This is a genomic window from Streptomyces sindenensis, from assembly GCF_014649035.1.
Lineage (GTDB): Bacteria > Actinomycetota > Actinomycetes > Streptomycetales > Streptomycetaceae > Streptomyces > Streptomyces sindenensis.
Window position 1 is genome coordinate 1 of record NZ_BMSG01000016.1, and the last position, 19,935, is coordinate 19,935.

The 19,935-nt window shown below is 70.7% G+C and carries 17 protein-coding genes and 1 tRNA gene; 1 reads left to right on the forward strand and 17 read right to left on the reverse strand.

The window, feature by feature from the left end; translation table 11 throughout:
• Positions 1 to 187: 187 nt before the first annotated feature.
• The 8 genes from IE145_RS33955 to IE145_RS18555 all read right to left on the reverse strand — a co-directional run bounded on the left by IE145_RS33955 (position 188) and on the right by IE145_RS18555 (position 5,044).
• Complete coding sequence (locus IE145_RS33955) at positions 188 to 376, reverse strand: hypothetical protein (protein ID WP_373296604.1); 189 nt, start codon at positions 374 to 376, stop codon at positions 188 to 190.
• Between the two features lie 141 nt (positions 377 to 517).
• Positions 518 to 590, reverse strand: a tRNA-Ala gene (locus IE145_RS18525).
• 153 nt (positions 591 to 743) lie between these two features.
• Positions 744 to 1,397: a histidine phosphatase family protein gene (locus tag IE145_RS18530; RefSeq protein WP_189526480.1), complete on the reverse strand. Its 654-nt coding sequence runs from the start codon at positions 1,395 to 1,397 to the stop codon at positions 744 to 746.
• On the reverse strand, positions 1,394 to 1,825 hold the full coding sequence (rsfS, locus tag IE145_RS18535) for a ribosome silencing factor (protein ID WP_073765960.1): 432 nt from the start codon (positions 1,823 to 1,825) through the stop codon (positions 1,394 to 1,396). Before rsfS ends, IE145_RS18530 begins: the two co-directional genes overlap by 4 nt.
• Before the next feature lie 303 nt (positions 1,826 to 2,128).
• A complete protein-coding gene (locus IE145_RS18540; protein ID WP_189526307.1) occupies positions 2,129 to 3,970 on the reverse strand; it encodes an LCP family protein in 1,842 nt (613 codons plus the stop codon).
• A gap of 19 nt (positions 3,971 to 3,989) precedes the next feature.
• On the reverse strand, positions 3,990 to 4,607 hold the full coding sequence (nadD, locus tag IE145_RS18545) for a nicotinate-nucleotide adenylyltransferase (RefSeq protein ID WP_189526309.1): 618 nt from the start codon (positions 4,605 to 4,607) through the stop codon (positions 3,990 to 3,992).
• 38 nt (positions 4,608 to 4,645) lie between these two features.
• Entirely contained in the window at positions 4,646 to 4,807 is a 162-nt protein-coding gene (locus IE145_RS18550) for a hypothetical protein (protein ID WP_006124375.1), read from the reverse strand.
• An 84-nt stretch (positions 4,808 to 4,891) separates the two neighbouring features.
• Positions 4,892 to 5,044 carry a hypothetical protein gene (locus IE145_RS18555; RefSeq protein WP_164873493.1) on the reverse strand — a complete coding sequence of 51 codons (153 nt, stop codon included), beginning with the start codon at positions 5,042 to 5,044 and terminating at the stop codon, positions 4,892 to 4,894.
• Positions 5,045 to 5,155: 111 nt separating this feature from the next.
• Here IE145_RS18555 and IE145_RS18560 point away from each other — a divergent pair, with 111 nt between their 5' ends.
• Complete coding sequence (locus tag IE145_RS18560; protein ID WP_189526311.1) at positions 5,156 to 6,268, forward strand: M48 family metallopeptidase; 1,113 nt, start codon at positions 5,156 to 5,158, stop codon at positions 6,266 to 6,268.
• Here IE145_RS18560 and IE145_RS18565 read toward each other — a convergent pair.
• The 9 genes from IE145_RS18565 to IE145_RS18605 all read right to left on the reverse strand — a co-directional run bounded on the left by IE145_RS18565 (position 6,195) and on the right by IE145_RS18605 (position 19,861).
• Positions 6,195 to 7,331, reverse strand: coding sequence for an SCO2583 family membrane protein (locus IE145_RS18565; protein ID WP_189526313.1), 1,137 nt, complete (start codon positions 7,329 to 7,331; stop codon positions 6,195 to 6,197). The genes IE145_RS18560 and IE145_RS18565 overlap by 74 nt on opposite strands.
• A 239-nt stretch (positions 7,332 to 7,570) precedes the next feature.
• Positions 7,571 to 8,155: an SCO2584 family spore wall biosynthesis protein gene (locus IE145_RS18570; RefSeq protein ID WP_189526315.1), complete on the reverse strand. Its 585-nt coding sequence runs from the start codon at positions 8,153 to 8,155 to the stop codon at positions 7,571 to 7,573.
• A 98-nt stretch (positions 8,156 to 8,253) separates the two neighbouring features.
• Positions 8,254 to 9,537: a glutamate-5-semialdehyde dehydrogenase gene (locus IE145_RS18575; RefSeq protein WP_189526317.1), complete on the reverse strand. Its 1,284-nt coding sequence runs from the start codon at positions 9,535 to 9,537 to the stop codon at positions 8,254 to 8,256.
• Between the two features lie 103 nt (positions 9,538 to 9,640).
• Positions 9,641 to 10,132: a DUF8830 family protein gene (locus IE145_RS18580; RefSeq protein WP_189526319.1), complete on the reverse strand. Its 492-nt coding sequence runs from the start codon at positions 10,130 to 10,132 to the stop codon at positions 9,641 to 9,643.
• A 128-nt stretch (positions 10,133 to 10,260) separates the two neighbouring features.
• Entirely contained in the window at positions 10,261 to 11,379 is a 1,119-nt protein-coding gene (gene proB / locus IE145_RS18585) for a glutamate 5-kinase (protein ID WP_229825643.1), read from the reverse strand.
• A gap of 233 nt (positions 11,380 to 11,612) precedes the next feature.
• Positions 11,613 to 14,381, reverse strand: coding sequence for a CDP-glycerol glycerophosphotransferase family protein (locus IE145_RS18590; protein ID WP_189526322.1), 2,769 nt, complete (start codon positions 14,379 to 14,381; stop codon positions 11,613 to 11,615).
• Between the two features lie 217 nt (positions 14,382 to 14,598).
• The gene (locus IE145_RS18595; protein ID WP_189526324.1) at positions 14,599 to 15,837 is read right to left on the reverse strand and encodes a glycosyltransferase family 2 protein; all 1,239 of its coding nucleotides are present in this window, start codon (positions 15,835 to 15,837) and stop codon (positions 14,599 to 14,601) included.
• A 186-nt stretch (positions 15,838 to 16,023) separates the two neighbouring features.
• On the reverse strand, positions 16,024 to 18,135 hold the full coding sequence (locus IE145_RS18600) for a CDP-glycerol glycerophosphotransferase family protein (protein WP_229825645.1): 2,112 nt from the start codon (positions 18,133 to 18,135) through the stop codon (positions 16,024 to 16,026).
• Between the two features lie 226 nt (positions 18,136 to 18,361).
• Positions 18,362 to 19,861, reverse strand: a complete 1,500-nt coding sequence (locus IE145_RS18605) for a bifunctional cytidylyltransferase/SDR family oxidoreductase (RefSeq protein ID WP_189526328.1) — start codon at positions 19,859 to 19,861, stop codon at positions 18,362 to 18,364.
• Positions 19,862 to 19,935: the final 74 nt, after the last annotated feature.

Genomic DNA, 19,935 nt, shown 5'->3' on the forward strand with positions numbered 1-19,935 from the left:
CTCGCCGCAGCCCTCACCTGCTACAAGCGACTCGCGAAGCTCGCCACGTGAGACACCGTCTTATGATCAGCGCCCGTGCGCATTCCTCGCACCAGTACTGATACTCCGCGTTGACCGGGTCCATGTCCCTGACGATGGGCGTACCGCTGCCGCACCAGTCGCATTTACGCCTGTGTGCACCCATCAGTCAGCTCCAGCTGTGGCCGCAGGCCGTGCACACGTAGGAGACCCCTCCGTTGTCACCCAGAACCTGGGCCACATGGGACGAACCGCAGGACGGACAGCCGAGTCGGGGTCGGGCTTCGGACGTTACGGGGCCGGGAGGCGAGGCGGCGACAAGGCGCTGGTCGGGGACGTGTTCGCGACTCGCAGGCATCGCGCTCCCTCCCGATCGGTACGTCGCCCCCTCCGGCGCTCCGATTCTGCCATGGCCCCGCAAGAGGGGCAGCCCGCTCGACGCCCCCCGTCCCCTCCATACAGAAGATCCCGCCCCCTGATGGGGACGGGATCCTGATTGTGGAGCTAAGGAGAATTGAACTCCTGACCTCCTGCATGCCATGCAGGCGCTCTACCAACTGAGCTATAGCCCCGCTGTCCGCTGTGTTTCCCTGCGTTTCCGCGCTGCGAACAAGATGAACTTTAGCCTGCGACCGGCCGGAAAGTGAAATCCGGCCCGGGCCGCCCGAGGACGGCCCGCGAACGGCCTCCCGACGACCGCTGGACGGCCGCCCGGACGGGCCGGTCTAGTCGTCGTCGCCGAGCACCGGCTCCGGGAGCGTGCCGGCGTTGTGCTCCAGCAGACGCCAGCCGCGCGCGCCCTCGCCGAGGACGGACCAGCAGCAGTTGGACAGCCCACCGAGCCCTTCCCAGTGGTGCGCCTCCAGGCCCAGCAGCCGGCCGATCGTCGTCCTGATCGTGCCGCCGTGGCTGACCACGACGAGCGTGCCGTCCGCCGGAAGCTTCTCGGCGTGCTCCAGAACGACCGGAGCCGCGCGGTCGGCGACCTCGGTCTCCAGCTCGCCACCGCCCCGGCGCACGGGCTCACCGCGCTTCCACGCGGCGTACTGCTCGCCGTAGCGCTCGACGATCTCCTCGTGGGTCAGCCCCTGCCACTCGCCCGCGTACGTCTCACGGAGCGCGGCGTCGTGGGCGACGGTCAGGCCGCTGACGGCGGAGAGCTCCGCGGCCGTGGCCGCCGCCCGCCGGAGGTCGGAGGCCACGATGGCGTCCGGCTTCAGCGAGGCGAGCAGCCGGGCGGCGCGGCGGGCCTGCCCGATACCGGCCTCGGTCAGCTCGATGTCCGTGGAGCCCTGGAAGCGGCGCTCCAGATTCCATGCCGTCTGGCCGTGCCGCCAGAGGACGATCCTGCGGCCCTTGCCGCTCTTGCTGCCGTTCAGCTCCGGTCACCTTCCGTGCCGCCGTTGAGCTGTGCGTGCTCCTCGGCCTTGCCACGGGTCTTGACCGCGTCCTCGGGGAGGGCGATCTCCGGGCAGTCCTTCCACAGGCGCTCCAGCGCGTAGAAGACGCGCTCCTCGCTGTGCTGGACGTGGATGACGATGTCGACGTAGTCGAGGAGGATCCAGCGGGCGTCGCGGTCGCCCTCGCGGCGCACCGGCTTGGCGCCGAGCTCCTTCTGGAGCCGCTCCTCGATCTCGTCGACGATCGACTTGACCTGGCGGTCGTTGGGGGCCGAGGCCAGCAGGAAGGCGTCGGTGATCGACAGCACATCGCTGACGTCGTAGGCGATGATGTCGTGCGCGAGCCGGTCGGCGGCCGCCTGGGCGGCGGCGTTGATGAGCTCGATGGAGCGGTCCGTGGCGGTCACATGCAGGCTTTCGTCGGCGGTCGGATGGCAACCTCTAGAGGGTGTCCGGCCGATCAGGGACGGACAGGCCGCGGCGTCTGGTGCGGTGCATCGCAAGGCGCTGGAACGTCCTCATCGCGGAGCGATTCGGGCGTTTCGGCAACGCCGCGAGGTGCCGTGCCAGGCGTCGCGGCCCCGGCCCTGATCGGCAAGACACCCTCTAGGGTCTCACGGACCGCCGACAGAGCCTTACTGCGTTTCGCCGGCGGAGCTCCGGGCCGCCGCCGGCCGGTGCCGAAGCGCCGGCCGGCGGCCCCGGGCGGGCTACTGGACCTCGTAGTCCTGGCCGAGCACCACGGACACGTCGGCGTTGGCGGCCGGCTCGCCCTTCTTCACGTCGTCCGCGGAGAGTCCCAGGGTCTTGGCCACCTCGACGGCCTTCTCCTTGTCCTCCGCGGACCGGTGGAGCACGACGGACGACGCCTCGGCCCCGGCCTTGCCGCTGTCCACGAAGGCGTAGCCGCCGTTGACCAGCTGGACCCGGGCGGCCTCGGCGGCCTTCTGGTTGCCGGTGGCGTTGCGGACGGCGACCCGGAGCGGGGCACCGTCCTCGGGGGCCTTCACCGTGCCGCCGAGGATGTCCTTGACGACGCCGCGGGTGTCCGCCTCGGTGAGCGTGCCGTCCTCCTGGACCGGCAGCAGGGCAGTCTTGTAGTCGCCGACCTTGGCTCGCGAGGCCAGCTTGGCCAGCGAGGCCCCGAGGTCCTTCTCGGGCAGCGACGGGTCGAGGACCTGGAGCAGCGTCTCGATGGTGACGGTGGCGGCCTTGGGGTCCTCGGAGATCTTGCGCAGGGTGGCCCGCATGACCTCGCCGAAGCGGGTCAGCTGCTTGGCCTCGGGCTCGCCGTCGGCGCGGTAGGTGGCGTACGCGACGGCCATCGGGCCACTGAGCGTCTGGGCCTCGCCCTTGTTCACCAGGGGCGATTCGCCCTTCTTGGCTCCGGGCACCTCGGTGTCGGTGTCGACCTCGATGTTGCCGACCAGCTCGACGAGGTTCTCCAGGTACGGGGTGTCCAGCCGCCAGGTGCCGGTGATCCGGGTGCCCAGGAGGGTGTCGATCGCCTCGCGGGTGCCGGCCCTGCCGTCGTCCTCGACGGACTTGCCGAGCGTGGTGGTGGTGCCGTCGTCACCCGCGACGGCGAGGGAGTTGGGCAGCAGGACGGTGGTGCCCTGCTTGGTGGTGGCGTTGTCGACGAGCAGCGCCGTCGAGGTGCCCTCCTTCTTCGTGTCGTGCAGGTGCACCACGATCATGTCGCGCTGCTGGGCACCGGCGGCGACGCTCTTCTTCTCGTCCGGTCCGGACAGGCCCGGGATCATGTCGGCGGACCACAGATAGCCGACCCCGCCGACGACGACGAGAACGGCGACGACCATCAGGGCGACCATGCGGTTGCGGCCCTTGCGCCGGGCCTCCTCGCGCCGCTCACTGCGGCTCTCGGTGAACTTCAGCCAGTCGATGACATCTTCGGAGTCCTCGTCGGGCTCCTCGATGAACGAGAACTGCTCGGTGCGGTAGTCGGGGGCGGGCTTGCGCTGCCCGGGAAGCGCGGCACCGGGCTCCGCCTCCGGCTCGGCCTCCCGCCGCGGGGGCTGTGCGGGCGACTGCTGTACGGGGGGCTGGAGCGGGGCCTGTTCCGGTGCGGGGGCGGCGCCCTGTTGGGGGATGCCCCAGTGCTCGCCGGTGTCGACCGCGGCGGGCTGTTGCCCGGTGGCGTAGCCGTAGTCGGTGTAGGAGCCGTAGCCGTACCCCTGGTCGCCGCCCTGACCCTGCTGGACCTGGCCCTGCTGGACCTGGCCCTGCTGGACCTGGCCCTGCTGGTGGGCCTGTGCCGCCTGGTCGTGTTGACCGGTGGCGTAGGGGTCGTAGGCCGGCTGCTGCTGGGGGTTGCCGTACGCGTCGTAGCCGTAGCCGTAGCCGGTGGTGTCCTGGGTCTGGTGGCCCTGGCCCTGCTGGGCGGCGTAGGGGTCGTAGCCCTGGCCCTGCCGGTCGTACGGCTGGTGGTTCTGCTGCCCCTGCTGCTGGTAGACCGGCTGCCCGTACGCGTCGTAGCCGACGATCTGCGGCTCCTGGTAGTACGGGTCGTACGGGTTCTGTCGGTCGTTCACCGGTGCCCCTTTCCGTGGCTCATTCGCCGCGGTACAGCTGGCGCTTGTCGATGTAGCGGACCACGCCGTCCGGCACCAGGTACCAGACCGGCTCCCCCTGCGCGACCCTCTCACGGCAGTCCGTGGACGAGATCGCCAGCGCGGGCACCTCCACGAGGGAGACACCGCCCTCGGGCAGTCCGTCGTCCGTGAGCACGTGACCCGGGCGGGTCACACCGATGAAGTGGGAGAGCGAGAACAGCTCCTCCGCGTCGCGCCAGGTGAGGATCTGGGCGAGCGCGTCGGCGCCGGTGATGAAGAAGAGGTCCGCGTCGCCGTGGACCTCGCGCAGGTCCCGCAGCGTATCGATGGTGTACGTCGGTCCGCCACGGTCGATGTCACTGCGGCTGACGGAGAACTGCGGGTTGGACGCGGTGGCGATGACCGTCATGAGATAGCGGTCCTCGGCCGGGGAGACCTTCTTGTGGCTCTTCTGCCACGGCTGCCCGGTCGGGACGAAGACGACCTCGTCCAGGTGGAACTGGGCGGCCACTTCACTGGCCGCCACCAGGTGTCCATGGTGGATCGGGTCGAATGTCCCGCCCATCACGCCGATACGGCGCTTGTCGGGGCCGGTAGGCACTTCCTGCTCTCCCATGCGTGCAGAGCCTACTGGCACAGCTGTGCGCCTCCGGCTCAGCGGTCGCGGTTGAAGCTGATGGTGATGAACAGAAGCAGCATCAGCGCGACGAAGGCCCCGGCGCCGACGAGGTAGGGGTTGAGGCTTTCGTGGTTGCCGCCGCCCTCGCCACCGGAGGCGAGAGTGACCAGCTGGTGTGTGGTGCTCGTGAGGCTCATCTTCGGCAGGACCTATCGATCGTGAGTCGGAAGGAAGACGTCGGGGCCATCGTATGCGGGACCCTCGGGCACGCTCACGGCGACTCAGTCGTTGTTGTCGTCGTTGCGGTACCCACGCAGCAGGAACCAGGCGAGGAGCACCGCTCCGAGGATCGAGACGAGCAGCACGATCCGGAGGGTGCCGCCCGGTCCCTGCTCCTGGGACGCGGCGGCGAGCAGTACGGCGGTGTGCGGCATTTCGGGCGCTCCTCAAAGTTATCCACAGCCCCCCGCACACCGTAGCGCCAGCACATACGCTGGCATGTGTCCGGGGGACGAGCAACGTCTCGTACGAACAGGGGGCCATCCATGACCGAAAACAGTCACGAGAACGTGCCGAGCAGGCAGCGCCGGCGATTCCCCGGGATCTCCTCCCGGGCCTATGAGCACCCCGCCGACCGCTCGGCCCTGGTCGCCCTGCGCAAGCTGACCGGGTTCGACACCGTGTTCAAGGCGCTCAGCGGGCTGCTTCCGGAGCGGAGCCTGCGGCTGCTCTTCCTCTCCGACTCCGTCCGCGTGAGCGACGCGCAGTTCGCCCATCTCAACGACATGCTGCGCGACGCGTGTTACATCCTGGACCTGGAGAAGGTCCCGCCGATGTATGTGAAGCAGGACCCGCAGCCCAACGCCATGTGCATCGGGATGGACGAGCCGATCATCGTGGTCACCACGGGCCTCGTCGAGCTGCTCGACGAGGAGGAGATGCGGGCGGTGGTGGGCCACGAGGTGGGCCACGCGCTCTCCGGTCACTCGGTGTACCGGACGATTCTGCTCTTCCTGACCAACCTCGCCGTGAAGGTCGCCTGGATCCCGCTGGGCAATGTGGCGATCATGGCCATCGTGACGGCGCTGCGCGAGTGGTTCCGCAAGTCGGAGCTGTCGGCGGACCGGGCGGGGCTGCTGGTGGGCCAGGACCCCCAGGCCTCGATGCGCGGTCTGATGAAGATCGCGGGCGGCAACCACCTCCACGAGATGAATGTGGACGCCTTCCTCGCCCAGGCCGACGAGTACGAGAAGAGCGGCGACCTCCGCGACTCCGTCCTCAAGATCCTGAATGTGCTGCCCCGGACGCACCCGTTCACCGCCGTGCGGGCCGCCGAGCTGAAGAAGTGGTCGGAGACCCGCGAGTACCAGCGGATCATGGACGGCCACTACCCCCGGCGCGACGAGGACAAGGACACCTCGGTGAGCGACTCGTTCCGGGAGTCCGCGTCGCACTACGCGGACACGGTCCGCACCAGCAAGGACCCGCTGATGAAGCTGGTGGGCGACATCGCCGGGGGCGCCGGAGACCTCGGCGGCAGGCTGCGCGACAAGTTCACCGGAGGCGGCTCTGGTGGCTCCTCCGCTACGGGCGGGGACGGGACGTCCGGTCGGCCTCAGGACCCGGAGGAGGGGAGCTCGGGGCCGTCGAAGGGCTGACGGCCGCCAGAGTCCCGCACAGGGCCGCCGTGGGCGGGCCCGAGGCGTACGGGTCAGTGGCGGCCGGGCCGCGGGCATCCGCCTTCTCCCCGGCCAGGAGGGGGCGGAGCATCCCGGTCGCGTCGGCCGAGCAGGACTGCGGCCCGGCCTGGACCTGGGCGGTGCGCACCTCCAGGCGGTGCAGCCGCAGGTCCTCCCGGTCGAAGCGGAAGTGCAGCTCGCGCCGCACGGTGAACAGGGACGCGCCGTCCTCGCGCGGGGGTCCGTCCGCCGGGCGCAGGGCGTAGGTGAAGGTGTGGTCCGAGACGACGCCGAGCACGCCCGCCCCCTCCTCCTCGTAGCGGAGGGTGCCCTGGACCCGGATCTCCGGGTCCGCGAGCTCCACCCGCTCCGGGTCGAAGCGGACCAGCCAGCCGGTGGCGGCGTGGCTTCCGTCGTCCGCCGGGTCGCTCAGGCTCCGTTCGAACTGGGGGCGCTGATCGGGGTCGAGGAGGTGCTCGACCGGGCGGCGTACGGAGCCGGTGAGGACGTCGGGGTTGAGGGACGACTCCACCAGGTAGTCCTTGACCGTGGCGAGTGCGGCGGTGATCTGGCTCTCGGAGAAGTTCCGGGTGCGCTTCACGACCGGGAAGTTGATGCCCTCCGCGCCCGTGCGGAATCCGGAGAGCGGCTCGGCCCGGTACAGCTGCTCGGGTGATCCGCCCGGGACGGCGCCCCGGGGGGCCAGGGGGACGACGGTGGTCCGCAGGGGTTCGGCGCGGCGGAGGGCCGGCTGGGGATACGGGCTGCGGAATCCGATGTAGACGGCCACGGCGAAGGCCAGGGCGATCAGGACGACCAGGGCTATGGCGGCCCGGGAGCCGCCTCCGCCGCGAGCGGGGGCCGGTTCCTCGGGCAGGGTGCGGACGGCGCGGGCGTGGTCGCCCATCCGTTCCTGCGCCGAGTACTCCCGCATCCGGGCAGCCTGGATGAACGATTCGTCGAAGACGAGCGAGCGGTATTCGTCATCGCCGCCCGCGGGGTTCTCGGGCGGGCCGTCCGGCGGTTCTGAGCGGCCTGTCATGACTTCTCTCCCGATCTCCACACCGGTCGGTTCGGTGCGCAACGGTCTGCTTCGGCCGAGCGGGGCGTGCGGCAGCGAGAAGCCCCCCTGGGAGCGAGGGGTCACATCTTCAGGGTAGGTCGATTGCGGTCCGTGTAAACGCGGAGACGGCCGGGAAGTGCGGGGCCGCGGGGGCCGCCGTCGGCGAACGGGTGACGGGAGGGTCCGGGGCCTCGGCGGTCGCCCGCCCGGCGGCCGGCTCAGGGCACCCGGGGCTCGGCGGAGACCACGGGGCGGGAGTAGTCGGCGGAGGCCGACGGGGCGGCGCCGGGCTTGTCCACACCGCTGCTGGCGGGGGGCGGCACCGGGTCCTGGCGGTTGTTCGACGAGCCCCGGTACACGGCGGTGAAGGCGAGGGAGACCATGCCGACGCCCATCACCACGGCGAGCAGCCAGGCGACCGGCCGGTGCCAGCGGGCGGAATTGCGGTAGGGGCGCAGGGAGCCGCCGTGGCGGCCGTAGGGCCCGGAGCCGTCGCCGGGGTCCCCGACACCGTCGTCCGGGTCGTAGTCGAGGTCCTGGGGGTCGTGGTAGCCCCGGGAGCCGTGGCGGCCGTACGCGTCGTCGTCCGTGCGACGGCTGCGGCGGGCGCGGGCCGCTTCGGCCTCGGCACGGGCCTCGGCGGCGGCAAGCAGGCGCTCCACGGCGGTGGGTTCGTGGACGGGCGCCGACCGGACGAAGTCCTCGTCGAACACCACGGAGGCGAAGTCCTCGTCCGCGCCCCCGCGGTCGTCGTCGGGCTCCCAGCCGTCAGGAAACGGCTTGCCCCCCACGTCGTCCGGCACGGTTTCAGCGTAGCCGGGCCGGGACCTTTTGGGCAGGGACCCCGCAAACTCCCCCGGATCGATACGGAGGGGGCGACCGCGGGCGGCGGCGGGGCTCGCTAGCGGGTGTGCCCGTCGCCCGTGACGATGTACTTCGTCGAGGTCAGCTCGGGCAGGCCCATCGGACCGCGGGCGTGCAGCTTCTGGGTGGAGATGCCGATCTCGGCGCCGAAACCGAACTGTCCGCCGTCCGTGAAGCGGGTGGAGGCGTTCACGGCGACCGTGGTCGAATCGACCAATTGGGTGAACCGGCGGGCGGCGGCCTGCGAGGTGGTGACGATCGCCTCGGTGTGGCCGGAGGACCAGAGCCGGATGTGGGCGACCGCCGCGTCCAGGGAGTCGACGACCGCCGCGGCGATGTCGTAGGAGAGGTATTCGGTCTCCCAGTCCTCCGTCGTCGCGGGGACCACGGTGGCCTTGGAGCCCTCGGCGCGGGCGAGGACGTGTTCGTCGCCGTGGACGGTGACCCCGGCGTCGGCCAGCGCGTCCAGGGCGAGCGGCAGGAAGTCGTCCGCCACGTCCTTGTGGACGAGCAGGGTCTCGGCCGCGTTGCAGACGCTGGGGCGCTGGGCCTTGGAGTTGATCAGGATGTCGACGGCCATGGCCAGGTCCGTCTGCGCGTCGACGTAGACGTGGCAGTTGCCGGTGCCGGTCTCGATGACGGGGACGGTGGACTGCTCGACGACCGTGCGGATCAGCGAGGCGCCGCCGCGCGGGATGAGGACGTCGACCAGGCCGCGGGCCCGCATCAGCTCGGTGACGGAGTCACGGCTCTCGCCGGGGACGAGCTGCACCGCGTCGGCGGGGAGGCCGGAGCCGCCGACCGCGTCGCGCAGAACGCGGACGAGCGCGGTGTTGGAGGCGTAGGCGGAGGAGGAGCCGCGCAGCAGGACCGCGTTGCCGGACTTCAGGCAGAGGGCGGCGGCGTCGACGGTGACGTTGGGCCGGGCCTCGTAGATGATGCCGACGACGCCGAGGGGGACTTGGACCTGGCGGAGGTCGATGCCGTTGGGCAGGGTCGAGCCGCGCACCACTTCGCCGACCGGGTCGGGGAGGGCCGCGACGTCCCGTACGTCGGCGGCGATGGCGCGGATGCGGTCCGGGGTGAGGGTGAGGCGGTCGATGATGCCTTCGCTCGTCCCGGCCTCGCGGGCGCGCTCGACGTCCTGCGCGTTGGCCTCGACGATCTCGGCGGTCCGCACTTCCAGGGCGTCGGCGATGGCCAGCAGCGCGTCGTCCTTGGCCGCGCGCGGCAGGGGCGCGATGTCGGCGGCGGCGGCGCGGGCCCGGTAGGCGGTCTGCGTGACCGGGGAGAGGTTGTCGTAGGGCGAGAGCGTGGTCATGCCCGCAGAGTAATGCGCGCTCTGCGGGCATCCGTCACGTATCCCGTGATGCGAGACGGCCGACCGCGGGCCGGACGCCTCCCCCGGGCCCCTGGGGCGGCCGTCAGTAGGGGTGGACGCCCACGGGGGCCGCGGGCGGCGGCCCGTAGCCCTCCGCGACCCGCAGGTGGTAGGTCTCGCGGTCGATGACTTCGAGGCCGACGATCTCCCAGGGCGGGAGCTGGGCGGTGGAGCGGTGCTCGCCCCACAGCCGCAGCGCGACGGCGGCCGCGTCGTGCAGATCGCGGGCCTCTTCCCAATAGCGGATCTCCGCGTGGTCGCCCGCGTAGCGGCTGGTCAGCAGGAAGGGATGGTCGTGCGCGAGCTGTTCCAGTCCGCGTCTGATCTCCGCGAGCGGAGTCTCGGCGCCCGACACGCTGAGGGTGATGTGCCAGAGTCTCGACTGCGGGGGCTCCTCCTTCGCCCTCGTGGCCGGCTCCCGTTCGGCGGTGTCCGACGGAAGGGGATTGCGGTCGAGATCCGCCCTCGCTCCGACACTCGTCAGGGCACGGTTGGCCGTGCCTCGGGGCGGCGCCCCCGGGCGCACTCGTCTCACCGGCGGCCTCCTGTGATGTGTTGCTGTGCGGTTCCCCTGTTTCCCCACTACAAAGTGGACCAGTCCACAGCCGGGTGTGGGGTGGTTTTGGTGAAGGTCCCCGCCGAAGAGCCGGACTTTCGGCCGTTTCAGGGGGTGAGACGCGGCGTGAGGAGGACCAGATCGTCCCTGTGTACGACCTCGCGCTCGTAGGCGGGACCCAGTTCGCGGGCCAGGTCCCGGGTGGAGCGGCCGAGCAGCTGGGGGATCTCCTTGGCGTCGAAGTTGACGAGTCCGCGGGCGATCGGGGTGCCGTGCGGGTCACGCAGTTCGACCGGGTCGCCGGCGCTGAACTCGCCTTCGACGGCGCAGATCCCGGCGGGCAGCAGCGAGGTGCGCCGCTCCACGACGGCCCGTACGGCGCCGTCGTCGAGGGTCAGCGCGCCCTGCGGGGTGGAGGCGTGGGCCAGCCACAGGAGCCGGTCGGCCGAGCGGCGGCCGGTGCGGTGGAAGTACGTGCCGGTGTCACGGCCCGCGAGGGCGTCGGCGGCGCGGCTGGCGGAGGTGAGGACGACGGGGACGCCGGCGGCGGTGGCGATGTTGGCGGCCTCGACCTTGGTGACCATGCCACCGGTGCCCACGCCCGCCTTCCCGGCGCTGCCGATGGTGACGCCGGCCAGATCGGCGGGGCCGGTGACCTCGGCGATCCGGGAGGCGCCGGGGGTGCCGGGCGGTCCGTCGTACAGGCCGTCCACGTCGGAGAGCAGGACGAGGAGGTCGGCGTGGACGAGATGGGCGACGAGGGCGGCGAGCCGGTCGTTGTCGCCGAAGCGGATCTCGTCGGTGGCGACGGTGTCGTTCTCGTTGACGACGGGGACGGCGCCCATCTCCAGGAGCTTGTCCAGGGTGCTGTAGGCGTTGCGGTAGTGGCCGCGGCGGCTGGTGTCGTCGGCGGTGAGGAGCACCTGCCCGACGCGGACGCCGTAGCGGGCGAACGAGGCGGTGTAGCGGGCCACGAGGAGGCCCTGTCCGACGCTGGCGGCGGCCTGCTGGCGGGCCAGGTCCTTGGGCCGGCGGACGAGGCCGAGCGGGGCGAGCCCGGCGGCGATGGCTCCGCTGGAGACGAGGACGACCTCGCGTTCGCCGCCGTCCCTGACCTTGGCCAGGACGTCGACGAGGGCGTCGACCCGGTCGGCGTCGAGGCCGCCGGAGGCCGTGGTGAGCGAGGAGGAGCCGACCTTGACGACGACTCTGCGGGCTCTGGTCACCGCCGCCTCTCGGTGCGACGGCCTCTGCTCTGCCACGTGCTTCCCCGCTCTGGATCGCCCCGGTGTCCGGTGAGGGCGTCGGAACCTGTCGGCCGGCCGCCCCCGGCACGTCACAGTACGCGAGCGGCCGCCCCCGCCGCCTGCCCGTTCCGCTCGGTGGACGACAGGCCTCGGGGGGGGGCGGGGCGTCCGGTGGGCGGGGTGCGGGCGGGCGGCGGGGGCGGCCGGTGGGCTCAGCCCCGCAGCTCGTCGTTGACGGCGAGCATCCGGTCGACGACCCGGGCGGCGGCGCGGCCGTCGGAGGGCTCGCAGAAGTCGACCCGGAACTGGGCGTACTTCTCCTTGTACTCCTCGCTGACCGCGTCGATGTTCCGGATCGCGGAGACCAGGTCCTCGGAGGTCTTGATCAGCGGTCCGGGGGCGCGGGAGGTGAAGTCGAAGTAGAAGCCGCGCAGGGTGTCGCGGTAGTGCTCCAGGTCGTACGTGAAGAAGAGCATCGGACGCCCGGAGTGCGCGAAGTCGAACAGCACCGAGGAGTAGTCCGTGATCATCACGTCGGCGATCAGGTAGAGGTCGGCGATGTCCGGGTAGTACGTGACGTCGTAGACGAAGCCCTGTCCGGCGCCGGGGATGGAGTCGAGGACCTTGTGGTGCTTGCGGTAGAGCAGCACGTGGTCCTCGCCGAGTTCGCGCCGGGCGGCCTCGACGTCGATCCGGTTGTCGAGCTTGAAGCGGCGTCCGCCGTAGCGCTGGTCGTCGCGCCAGGTGGGTGCGTACAGGACGACCTTCTTGTCGGCGGGGATGCCGAGCTTCTCCCGGACGGCCGCGGCGCGCTTGACGCGGTCGGGGGCGTGGAAGACGTCGTTGCGCGGGTAGCCCGCCTCCAGGACCTCGCACTGGAGGCGGAAGGCGTTGGTCATGATCGGGGTGGTGAAGGCGTTCGGCGTGATGAACAGGCTGTACTGGCGCGAGCGCTGCGGGAGGCTCGCGATGTAGGCCAGGTTCGCCTTCGGGGTGCCGAGGAGATCGGCGCCGATGCGCTTGAGCGGGGTGCCGTGCCAGGTCTGGACGACGACCTGGCCCTCGCGGCGGACGAACCACTCGCGGATGCCGCCGTTGGTGACGACGTACCGGCTGCGGGCCAGTGCCTCGTACCACTCCTCGCTGCCCCACTCGACGCCCCGGACGCCGGGCGGCAGCACGACCTGCTGGTCGTGGACCATGGCGATGTGCTCGACCTCGGTGCCGCGGCGCTTGAGCTCCTCGTAGACCGCGCGGGGCGAGTCGGAGAACTGCTTGCCGCCGAAGCTGTTGTAGAGCACGGCCTCGCGCAGGGGCAGCTTGCGCTGCTCGGGGGTGTAGACGTCGCGCATCAGGCGCTGGCGGTAGGCGCCGCGCAGCTCCGGGCCGAGGACCGGGCCGGACTCCACGAAGATCCGGTCGAAGTCGACCCGCTCGACGGTGTACGTGCGGTGCTCGCCCCGGTGGGCCAGCGGGAGCGTGCCGACGAGGTCGGGGCGGACGGTGACGGGCAGGTCGCGCGTGTGGTCCCACTCGGTGGTGCGGCGCAGCCGCGGCATCCAGCGGCCGGCGCGCAGCGAGACGGTGCCCTCGTAGGTGGGCATGGTGTCCGGGCGCAGCCGGGCGGTGAAGCGGCCGTCGGCGAACTCGACGGGCAGCGGGCGGTCCTCGTTGCGGCCGGTGTGGCGCAGGACCATCTTCATCTGCTCGGCGGGGCCGGTGTAGACGCCGGTCAGGACCAGTTCGCCGTCGGCGCTCCACTCGACGCCGTCGACGACCGGCTGGACCGTGCGGACCTGCGGGGTGAAGTTGCCGGCGCCGTCGGTGAGGATCGCCAGCTCGCGGCCGGCGGGCAGCGGGTGGACGCCGGTGACGGGGCCGGTGCCGTTGGTGGCGCGGCGGGTGGTGCCGTCGGCGAAGACGATGAGCGTGCGGTACTTGACGGCCTTGCCGGGCCGTACGCCGTCGACGGGCAGATCGGCCAGGGGCAGCCGGGCGGTGTGGCGGAGCCAGCCGTCGGCGCCGGTCTCGCCCTGCTGGAGCGGCAGGTCGGTGGCGAAGCCGCTGGGCTCGTGGTCGATGCGCAGGGCGGTGGGGTACTTGCCCGCCGGGGTGGTGACGCGGGAGCGCAGGGTGACGGTGAGGGTGTCGCCGTCGGCTTCCTGGGCGATGATCTCGGCCGGGACGACGTCGACGGAGAGCCTCAGCCGGTTGCGGTCGAAGCCGGCGACGAGGCGGACGCCGTCGTCGAGGGTCCGGGTGAGGCTGTGTCCGGCCGCGCCCGCGTTGTTCTTGGTGATGCTGCCGACGGACATGCCGCCGGGGCGCGGGATACCGATGCCCAGGCGCCAGGTGCCGGGCTGCCACTGGCCGCGCACCCGGAGGCGGGACGGGTCGACGGCGATCTCGAAGCCGGACCAGTCGTAGTTGTGCAGTGCGCCCTTGGCCTCGGCGGTGGCGCGGGGCTCCAGGACTGTGCGCAGCCGCAGCGGGAGGGTGGAGCGGCTGCCCTGGCGGCGGAGCACGGCGACGCGCAGCGAGCGCTTGCCGGTGGCCGAGGGAACGTTGGGGATGTAGGCGTACCCCTTGATCTGGAGCTTGCCGTCCTCCCAGGCGAGGCCGAGGAGCTTGCCGCGTACGGGGAGCTCGCTGCGGTTGAAGTTGCGCACGGAGGAGGGGAGCGAGGAGCTTTCGACGCCGGGCAGCTCGATGCGGGCGCGCCGCAGGCCGCGGACGGAGAAGGCGCCCGGGTTCTCGCGCTCGTAGTGCAGCAGGTCGACCAGTTCGTCGCCGCGCCCGCTGGCGGCCAGGTGCCACTTGACCCGGGCCATCGGAGAGAACTGCCGTACGACCTTCGGGGCGGCCTGGGCCAGGAAGTCCTTGGCCGCCCGGTGGAACTCGGGGCGCTCCTCGACCGGAGTCTCCGGGAAATACTTCATGAGCCGACTGAGCTCGTCGGGGATCGCTTCGAGGGACGCCACGGGGGGAAGGCCTTTCCGGGGGGACGTGCAGATCATGAACCCCAGGGAGACGGGGCGTTAATGAGACCTGTCCAACGGTCTCATGGTTGCCCCACAGTATGACGTGACACCCCTCACAGGACGAACTGGCCCCGGACGGCACCCAGGACGGGAAGGGTGTTCGAGGACTGACCGGGGCCCCGGCGAGAGGAACCCCCGAGCGCCCTCGAACTCCCGGTCAGGCGCGGTGTGCGCGGGGGCCGTGCAGGGCGCTGAGCACGGTCCGGCGGGTTCTGCGGACCACCCGCCGGGCGAAGGACGGGCGGGGCTCCCGCTGCGGCGCCTCGATCCGCCGTCCGCCGACCCATTCCGTGACGGTCACCTCGTAAGCGCTGTCGGGGAGCACCGAACCCTCGCCGAAGTGCGGGTAGGCGAGGTGCGGACGGCGCGGGTTTCCCCGGCGGACGATCTCGGGCTCCTTCTTGTCGCGCAGAAAGGCGGCGATGTCCAGGAGCAGGTCGAGCCGGCCGGCGGCGAGGCACATCAGCCGCAGCCGTTCGTTCACCTTGAGGTTGCGGCCGAGCCCCGGTGTCCAGTACGCCCGCATGAGAGGGGCCGCGAGCGCCATCTTCCGCTCCTGGACCTTGGCCTTCTGCTTCACCAGTCCGGGCCCGAACTGCGGCAGCAGGGTGATGACGAAGGGACGCACCATCAGGGCGTCGCGCCGGGGGCCCGGGGGTACGTACTCGGCGATGAGCCCCATGAGCGCGCGGGCCGAGTCGAAGCGGCGCTCGAAGCCGCCCTTCTTGGTCATCTGGTTGCGGTCCTCACGGCCCACCAGGTAGTAGCAGGTGTAGTCGGCGACGACGGAGATCCCGTTGCCGCGCAGATACGCCTCCATCGTGAACAGGGCGTCCTCGCCCGTCTTGAGCTTCTCGTCGAAGGCCATGCCGAGGCGTACGAGGAGGTCACGCCGGAACAGTTTCTGGGCGCTCAGGGTGAATTTGACGTTGGAGGAGTACAGGTCGGCGCGCTTGACGGTCTCTTTCCACATCGACTTCGCGGCACCGCGGTTGACGCCGACGATCTTCCCGAGCACCACGTCCGTACCCGCCCGGTCCCCCATGGCGACCATGCGCTCCAGGGCTTCCTCGCCGAAGTAGTCGTCCGCGTCGAGGAAGAAGACGTACCGGCCGCGGGCGAGGGCGAGACCCCGGTTGCGCGGGCCGCTGGGCCCACCGGAGTTCGGCTGCCGGACGACTCTCATGGGGATCGCGGTTCGGGCGGCGAATTCCTCCAGGCAGGCGCCCGTGCCGTCGGTGGAGCCGTCGTCGATCGCGACGATCTCCATGCGGTCGGCGCCGATGGTCTGCGCCTCGACGGACTCCAGGCACCGGATCAGGTAGGGCATCGCGTCATATGCCCCGATGATCACACTGACATCGGGCTCGTGGTTCTTCCTGGGCATGTCGGCCATGTGCACCTTGTCGATTTGATCATAAAAGAAGGCAGATTGCCCGACTATGCGATCTTTTGCTCATCAACATGCCGAACGACCCGTACGTCACCCCATCAGGAGAGACGTACGGGTCGCGGTCGGGGTTGCCTGCGTTTCAGCCAGTTCGATCAAACGTGCAGCATGCGGCCGTGTGACCTCATGCGCTCAGCGCACGGACGAGGTCCCTTCGCTGAGAGCGGGCTCCGCCTCGCCCTCCGCCACGTCGGCCTCCAGGACGTCCGGGTCCGCCGTGGCGGCGGCCTCGGCGGCCGCCTGCGGATCGCCGGCCCCGGCGCCACTGGTGGCGGCCTCCGGGTCCGGCACCGCAACCGCCTGCTCACCGATGCGCTGGGCGACCGCCAGGTTACGGGCCTCGGCCTTGGCCGCCAGCGCCCGTACGGCGGCATTGAACTGCTCCATGGAAGTCGGCTCGTCCGGCCCCAGGAGGTAGGTCTTCAGCTCACGCCGGGCATCCGCCAGCGTGTCCGCCGCCGGGTCGGCCACCGCGGCCAGCAGGGCGTCGAGCTCCTCGGCGCCATTGGACAGGATGACCGCGGCGCGCACCGCGGTGTTCTGCCGCTTGAACTCCTCGGCCCCGAGCGCGGCCGAGTCCGTGACCGCGTACGGCTTGCCGCTCGCGATGAAGTCGGAGACCACACTGGAGATGTCCGAAACCATGGCGTCGGACTCGTTGAAGCAGTCGTACAGCTTGGGCTGCGCGCCGGTCACCGTACGGTGCTCCCACCAGCCGAAGGAGCGCCAGTAGGCATCGTTCCACTCCGCCCTCAGCCGTACGGTCTCTGCCTCGCGGACCGGGTCCGCGAGCGAGAGCCGCGACTCCTCCGCGTCGTCGCCGCCCGCGCGGCCGGTGGCCGCGAGCTGCGCGAGCCGCGCCTCGATCCGGGCGAGCTCGGCCTTGGCGGCGCTCTGCCCGGCGGCGGCCGACGATGCCTCCTTCGCCCAGCGGGGCTCCGCCGCGCGCTCGGCGGCGGCCTTCTCCAGCATGGCCCGGATCCGGGCGTTGACGGCCTTGGCCTTGGCGCTGCGGATGCCGGTGAACGGGTGCGGCTTGTAGATGATCCGGACCGGGTCGGCGGCGTTGAGCAGTCGGCGCACGATGTTCTCGCCCGCCAGCAGCAGGGAGGTGTTGCCCGGGTTGTCGTCCCAGCCCTCCCAGGTGGGCGCGTACAGCACGGTCGGGATGGGGTTCTTGATCGCACCCGTCCAGCTCTTGATGGGCTCCAGCTGCGGGCGCCCGACCTCGACGATGTCCTCGTCGCGGACCCCCACATCGGCCAGCGCGTACCGGTCGCGGCCGGCCCGGCCCGCCGTCCACACCTCGTCGTAGACCTTGGAGTAGGGGTTCACGCTGGCGAGCTTGTCGCTGTCGCCGTGCCCGATGAAGACGTGCTTCATGGTCGGGACGCGCAGGATGTGGATGTTCTTGCCCACGTTCGCCGGGTAGAGGCAGACCCGGACCGTGGAGAGGTCCAGGTTCATCAGGTGCGTCCCCGCGGGGACGCAGATCACCGGGACCGAGGTCTCGGCGAGCTGCGGGACGAGACCGCGCTCCCGCATGATGATCAGCGGACGGCCCTCGACCCGGCTCATGGTCTCCAGCCACATGTTGCCCTGGTAGGCGGACTCATTGGATCCGGAGAAGTAGAGCACCACGGTCGGCTGGTACTCACGCAGCCAGCTGTCGACGGCCTTGAGCACGGCGGGGGCCGGAGGAGCCAGCCTGCCGCGGCGCACGTACGGGAGCAGCAGCGCGAGGTAGAGCAGGGCCAGCAGCAGCGTCAGACCGATGCCCGCATAACCGACGACGTCCTCCCCGGTCCCGGCAGCGATCAGCACGCCCACCACCGCCGGAATGTCGAGGTGCAGCATCTTCTCCGCGGAGCGCCGCGTCAGCGCACCGGGCGGGGCGTCGGGGATACGAACCGCGTGCAGGTCCACGTTGCGGGTGACCACCGGCATGGTGCGGCGAAGCCGGATGAGGGTCGCCATGGCCCCGTGCGGCGCCTGGAGCCCGTAGAAGAGCAGGAAGCAGGCCACCGCCGCGTAGAACAGCGGAGACTCGGCGAGATCCAGGCGGGCCAGCAGCAGGATGACCATCAACTGCCGGAGCAGGAAGCGGATCGACAGCCCGGCCCGCACCTTGCCCAGGCGGTTGATCAGGTAGCTCCCCCGCTGGTGCAGATACCAGTCGGCGGCATACGTGACAGCGGTGGCCGCCGCGAAGAACCAGATGTGGGGAATGAGCGCGGCAAGCATGATGCAGGGATATCCCAGCCCCATCAACAAAGCTGCCGCCAGTTCCGACCTGCTGCCCACACGGGCCAGGCGAATGGCTGTCGAGATCACGAAGAACCTGCTCCAGGGGGTGCCGGTTGATTCACGTATTGGCGGAAATGTGAAGGTGCGGCTTCACGCATTCGGGCCTCTGCCATCGCGCAAAGCGACGAACAGAGGCCCGGAAAAGCACATTTGTCAAGAATTATTACACATCTGCTTGACGGTCCAGCACGGAGGCCAGAGCCTGCTCGAAGCCCGAGGACTCGGCGGCGCCCGCCGTCGGGTCCTGCTGCCGTACGTCGATGACGTGGCCGGTCAGCTCGGAGAGCAGGACGTCCAGCGAGGTGCGCGCGACGGCCTCCGAGGAGAGCAGCGAGCCCTCGGGCTCCTGGCCGAACGCCTTGGTCCGCATCGGGGTCGCGGTGCGCTCCGGGTTCACGCAGTTGACCCGGATGCCCTCGCCCGCCCACTCGTCGGCGAGCGCCTGGGTGAGGTTGACCATGGCGGCCTTGGTGGAGGAGTAGAGGCTGTACTCGGCACGGCCCCGGGTGTAGCTGCTGGAGGTGTAGAGCAGCAACTGGCCCTGGGTCTCCGCCAGGTACTTGTACGAGGCGCGGGCGATCTGCACGGGGGCCAGGTAGTTGACGTTCAGCGCTTCCTGGATCGTCGTGTTGTCGGTCTCGGCCAGCTTGCCGATCCGCAGCACGCCCGCGGTGTTGATGACGTAGTCGATGCGGCCGGTCTCGCCGTACGCCTTGGAGAGCGCGTCGTCCACGTGCTCCGGGTTCTCGACGTGCGTCCCCGTGGTGGAGCGGCCCAGCGCGTAGACCTTCGCGCCGTAGCTCTCGGCGAGGGCGGCGATGTCGGCGCCGATGCCGTACGAACCGCCGAAGACGACAAGGGTCTTGCCCGTGAGCAGCTCGCGGTAGGCGGCCTCGTCGGCCTGGCGCGGGGCGGCGGTGGAGGCCAGCTGGAAGAGCTTGTCGGTGATGAAGACGTCGACCGGCTGGGTCACCTTCATGTTGTACTCGTCGCCCGCGACCACGAAGATCGGCACGTCGGGGAGGTACTTGAGGACCACCGAACAGTCGTCGGTGGCCTGGAAGTTGGGGTCTCCCGCCGCGACCTCGTACGCCCTGCGGATCGTGGACAGCTTGAAGGCCTGCGGCGTCTGCCCGCGGCGCAGCCGGGAGCGGTCGGGCACGTCGGTGATGAACTCGCCGTCCTCACCGTGCGTACGGGTCACGATGATCGTGTCCGCGGACGGGATGGCGACGTCGACGGCCTGGTAGCGCTCCAGCGCGTCGACGCAGTCCTTGATCACACGCTGTGACAGCAGGGGGCGGACCGCGTCATGGAAGAGGACGTTGCGGTCCTCGCCCTCGGCGAGGCCCTCGCCGAGGGCGGCGATGGCGCGCTCGGTGGTCTCGTTGCGGGTGTTGCCGCCCTCGATGATCCGGGTGACCTTGCTCAGTCCGGCCTTGGCGACGATCTTCTCGACGTCGGGGACGAAACCGGGCGCCATCAGCACGATGACGTCGTCGATGCCCTCGGCGTTCTCGAAGATGGTCAGCGTGTGCTCGATGACGGCCTTGCCGGCGATCTTCAGCAGCTGCTTGGGGATCGAGAGGCCCACGCGCTGGCCGGTCCCACCGGCGAGCACGACCGCTGTGGTCCGGGGCTTGGCTTCATGCGGCACAGACACAGACGACCTACCTTGCTATGACAGGGGGAACAGTGTGATGGTCGCACTCTCCGTGACCGTCTCGCAAGGTGGAC

Bases quoted from the DNA above. Each gene is read 5' to 3' on its own strand.
- IE145_RS18600 (WP_229825645.1), bottom strand. From the start codon at position 18,135: ATGCTTGCCGCGCTCATTCCCCACATCTGGTTCTTCGCGGCGGCCACC.
- IE145_RS18575 (WP_189526317.1), bottom strand. From the start codon at position 9,537: ATGACCACGCTCTCGCCCTACGACAACCTCTCCCCGGTCACGCAGACC.
- IE145_RS18560 (WP_189526311.1), top strand. From the start codon at position 5,156: ATGACCGAAAACAGTCACGAGAACGTGCCGAGCAGGCAGCGCCGGCGA.
- IE145_RS18550 (WP_006124375.1), bottom strand. From the start codon at position 4,807: ATGAGCCTCACGAGCACCACACACCAGCTGGTCACTCTCGCCTCCGGT.
- nadD (WP_189526309.1), bottom strand. From the start codon at position 4,607: ATGGGAGAGCAGGAAGTGCCTACCGGCCCCGACAAGCGCCGTATCGGC.
- IE145_RS33955 (WP_373296604.1), bottom strand. From the start codon at position 376: ATGCCTGCGAGTCGCGAACACGTCCCCGACCAGCGCCTTGTCGCCGCC.
- IE145_RS18555 (WP_164873493.1), bottom strand. From the start codon at position 5,044: ATGCCGCACACCGCCGTACTGCTCGCCGCCGCGTCCCAGGAGCAGGGA.
- IE145_RS18565 (WP_189526313.1), bottom strand. From the start codon at position 7,331: ATGACAGGCCGCTCAGAACCGCCGGACGGCCCGCCCGAGAACCCCGCG.
- IE145_RS18595 (WP_189526324.1), bottom strand. From the start codon at position 15,837: ATGGCCGACATGCCCAGGAAGAACCACGAGCCCGATGTCAGTGTGATC.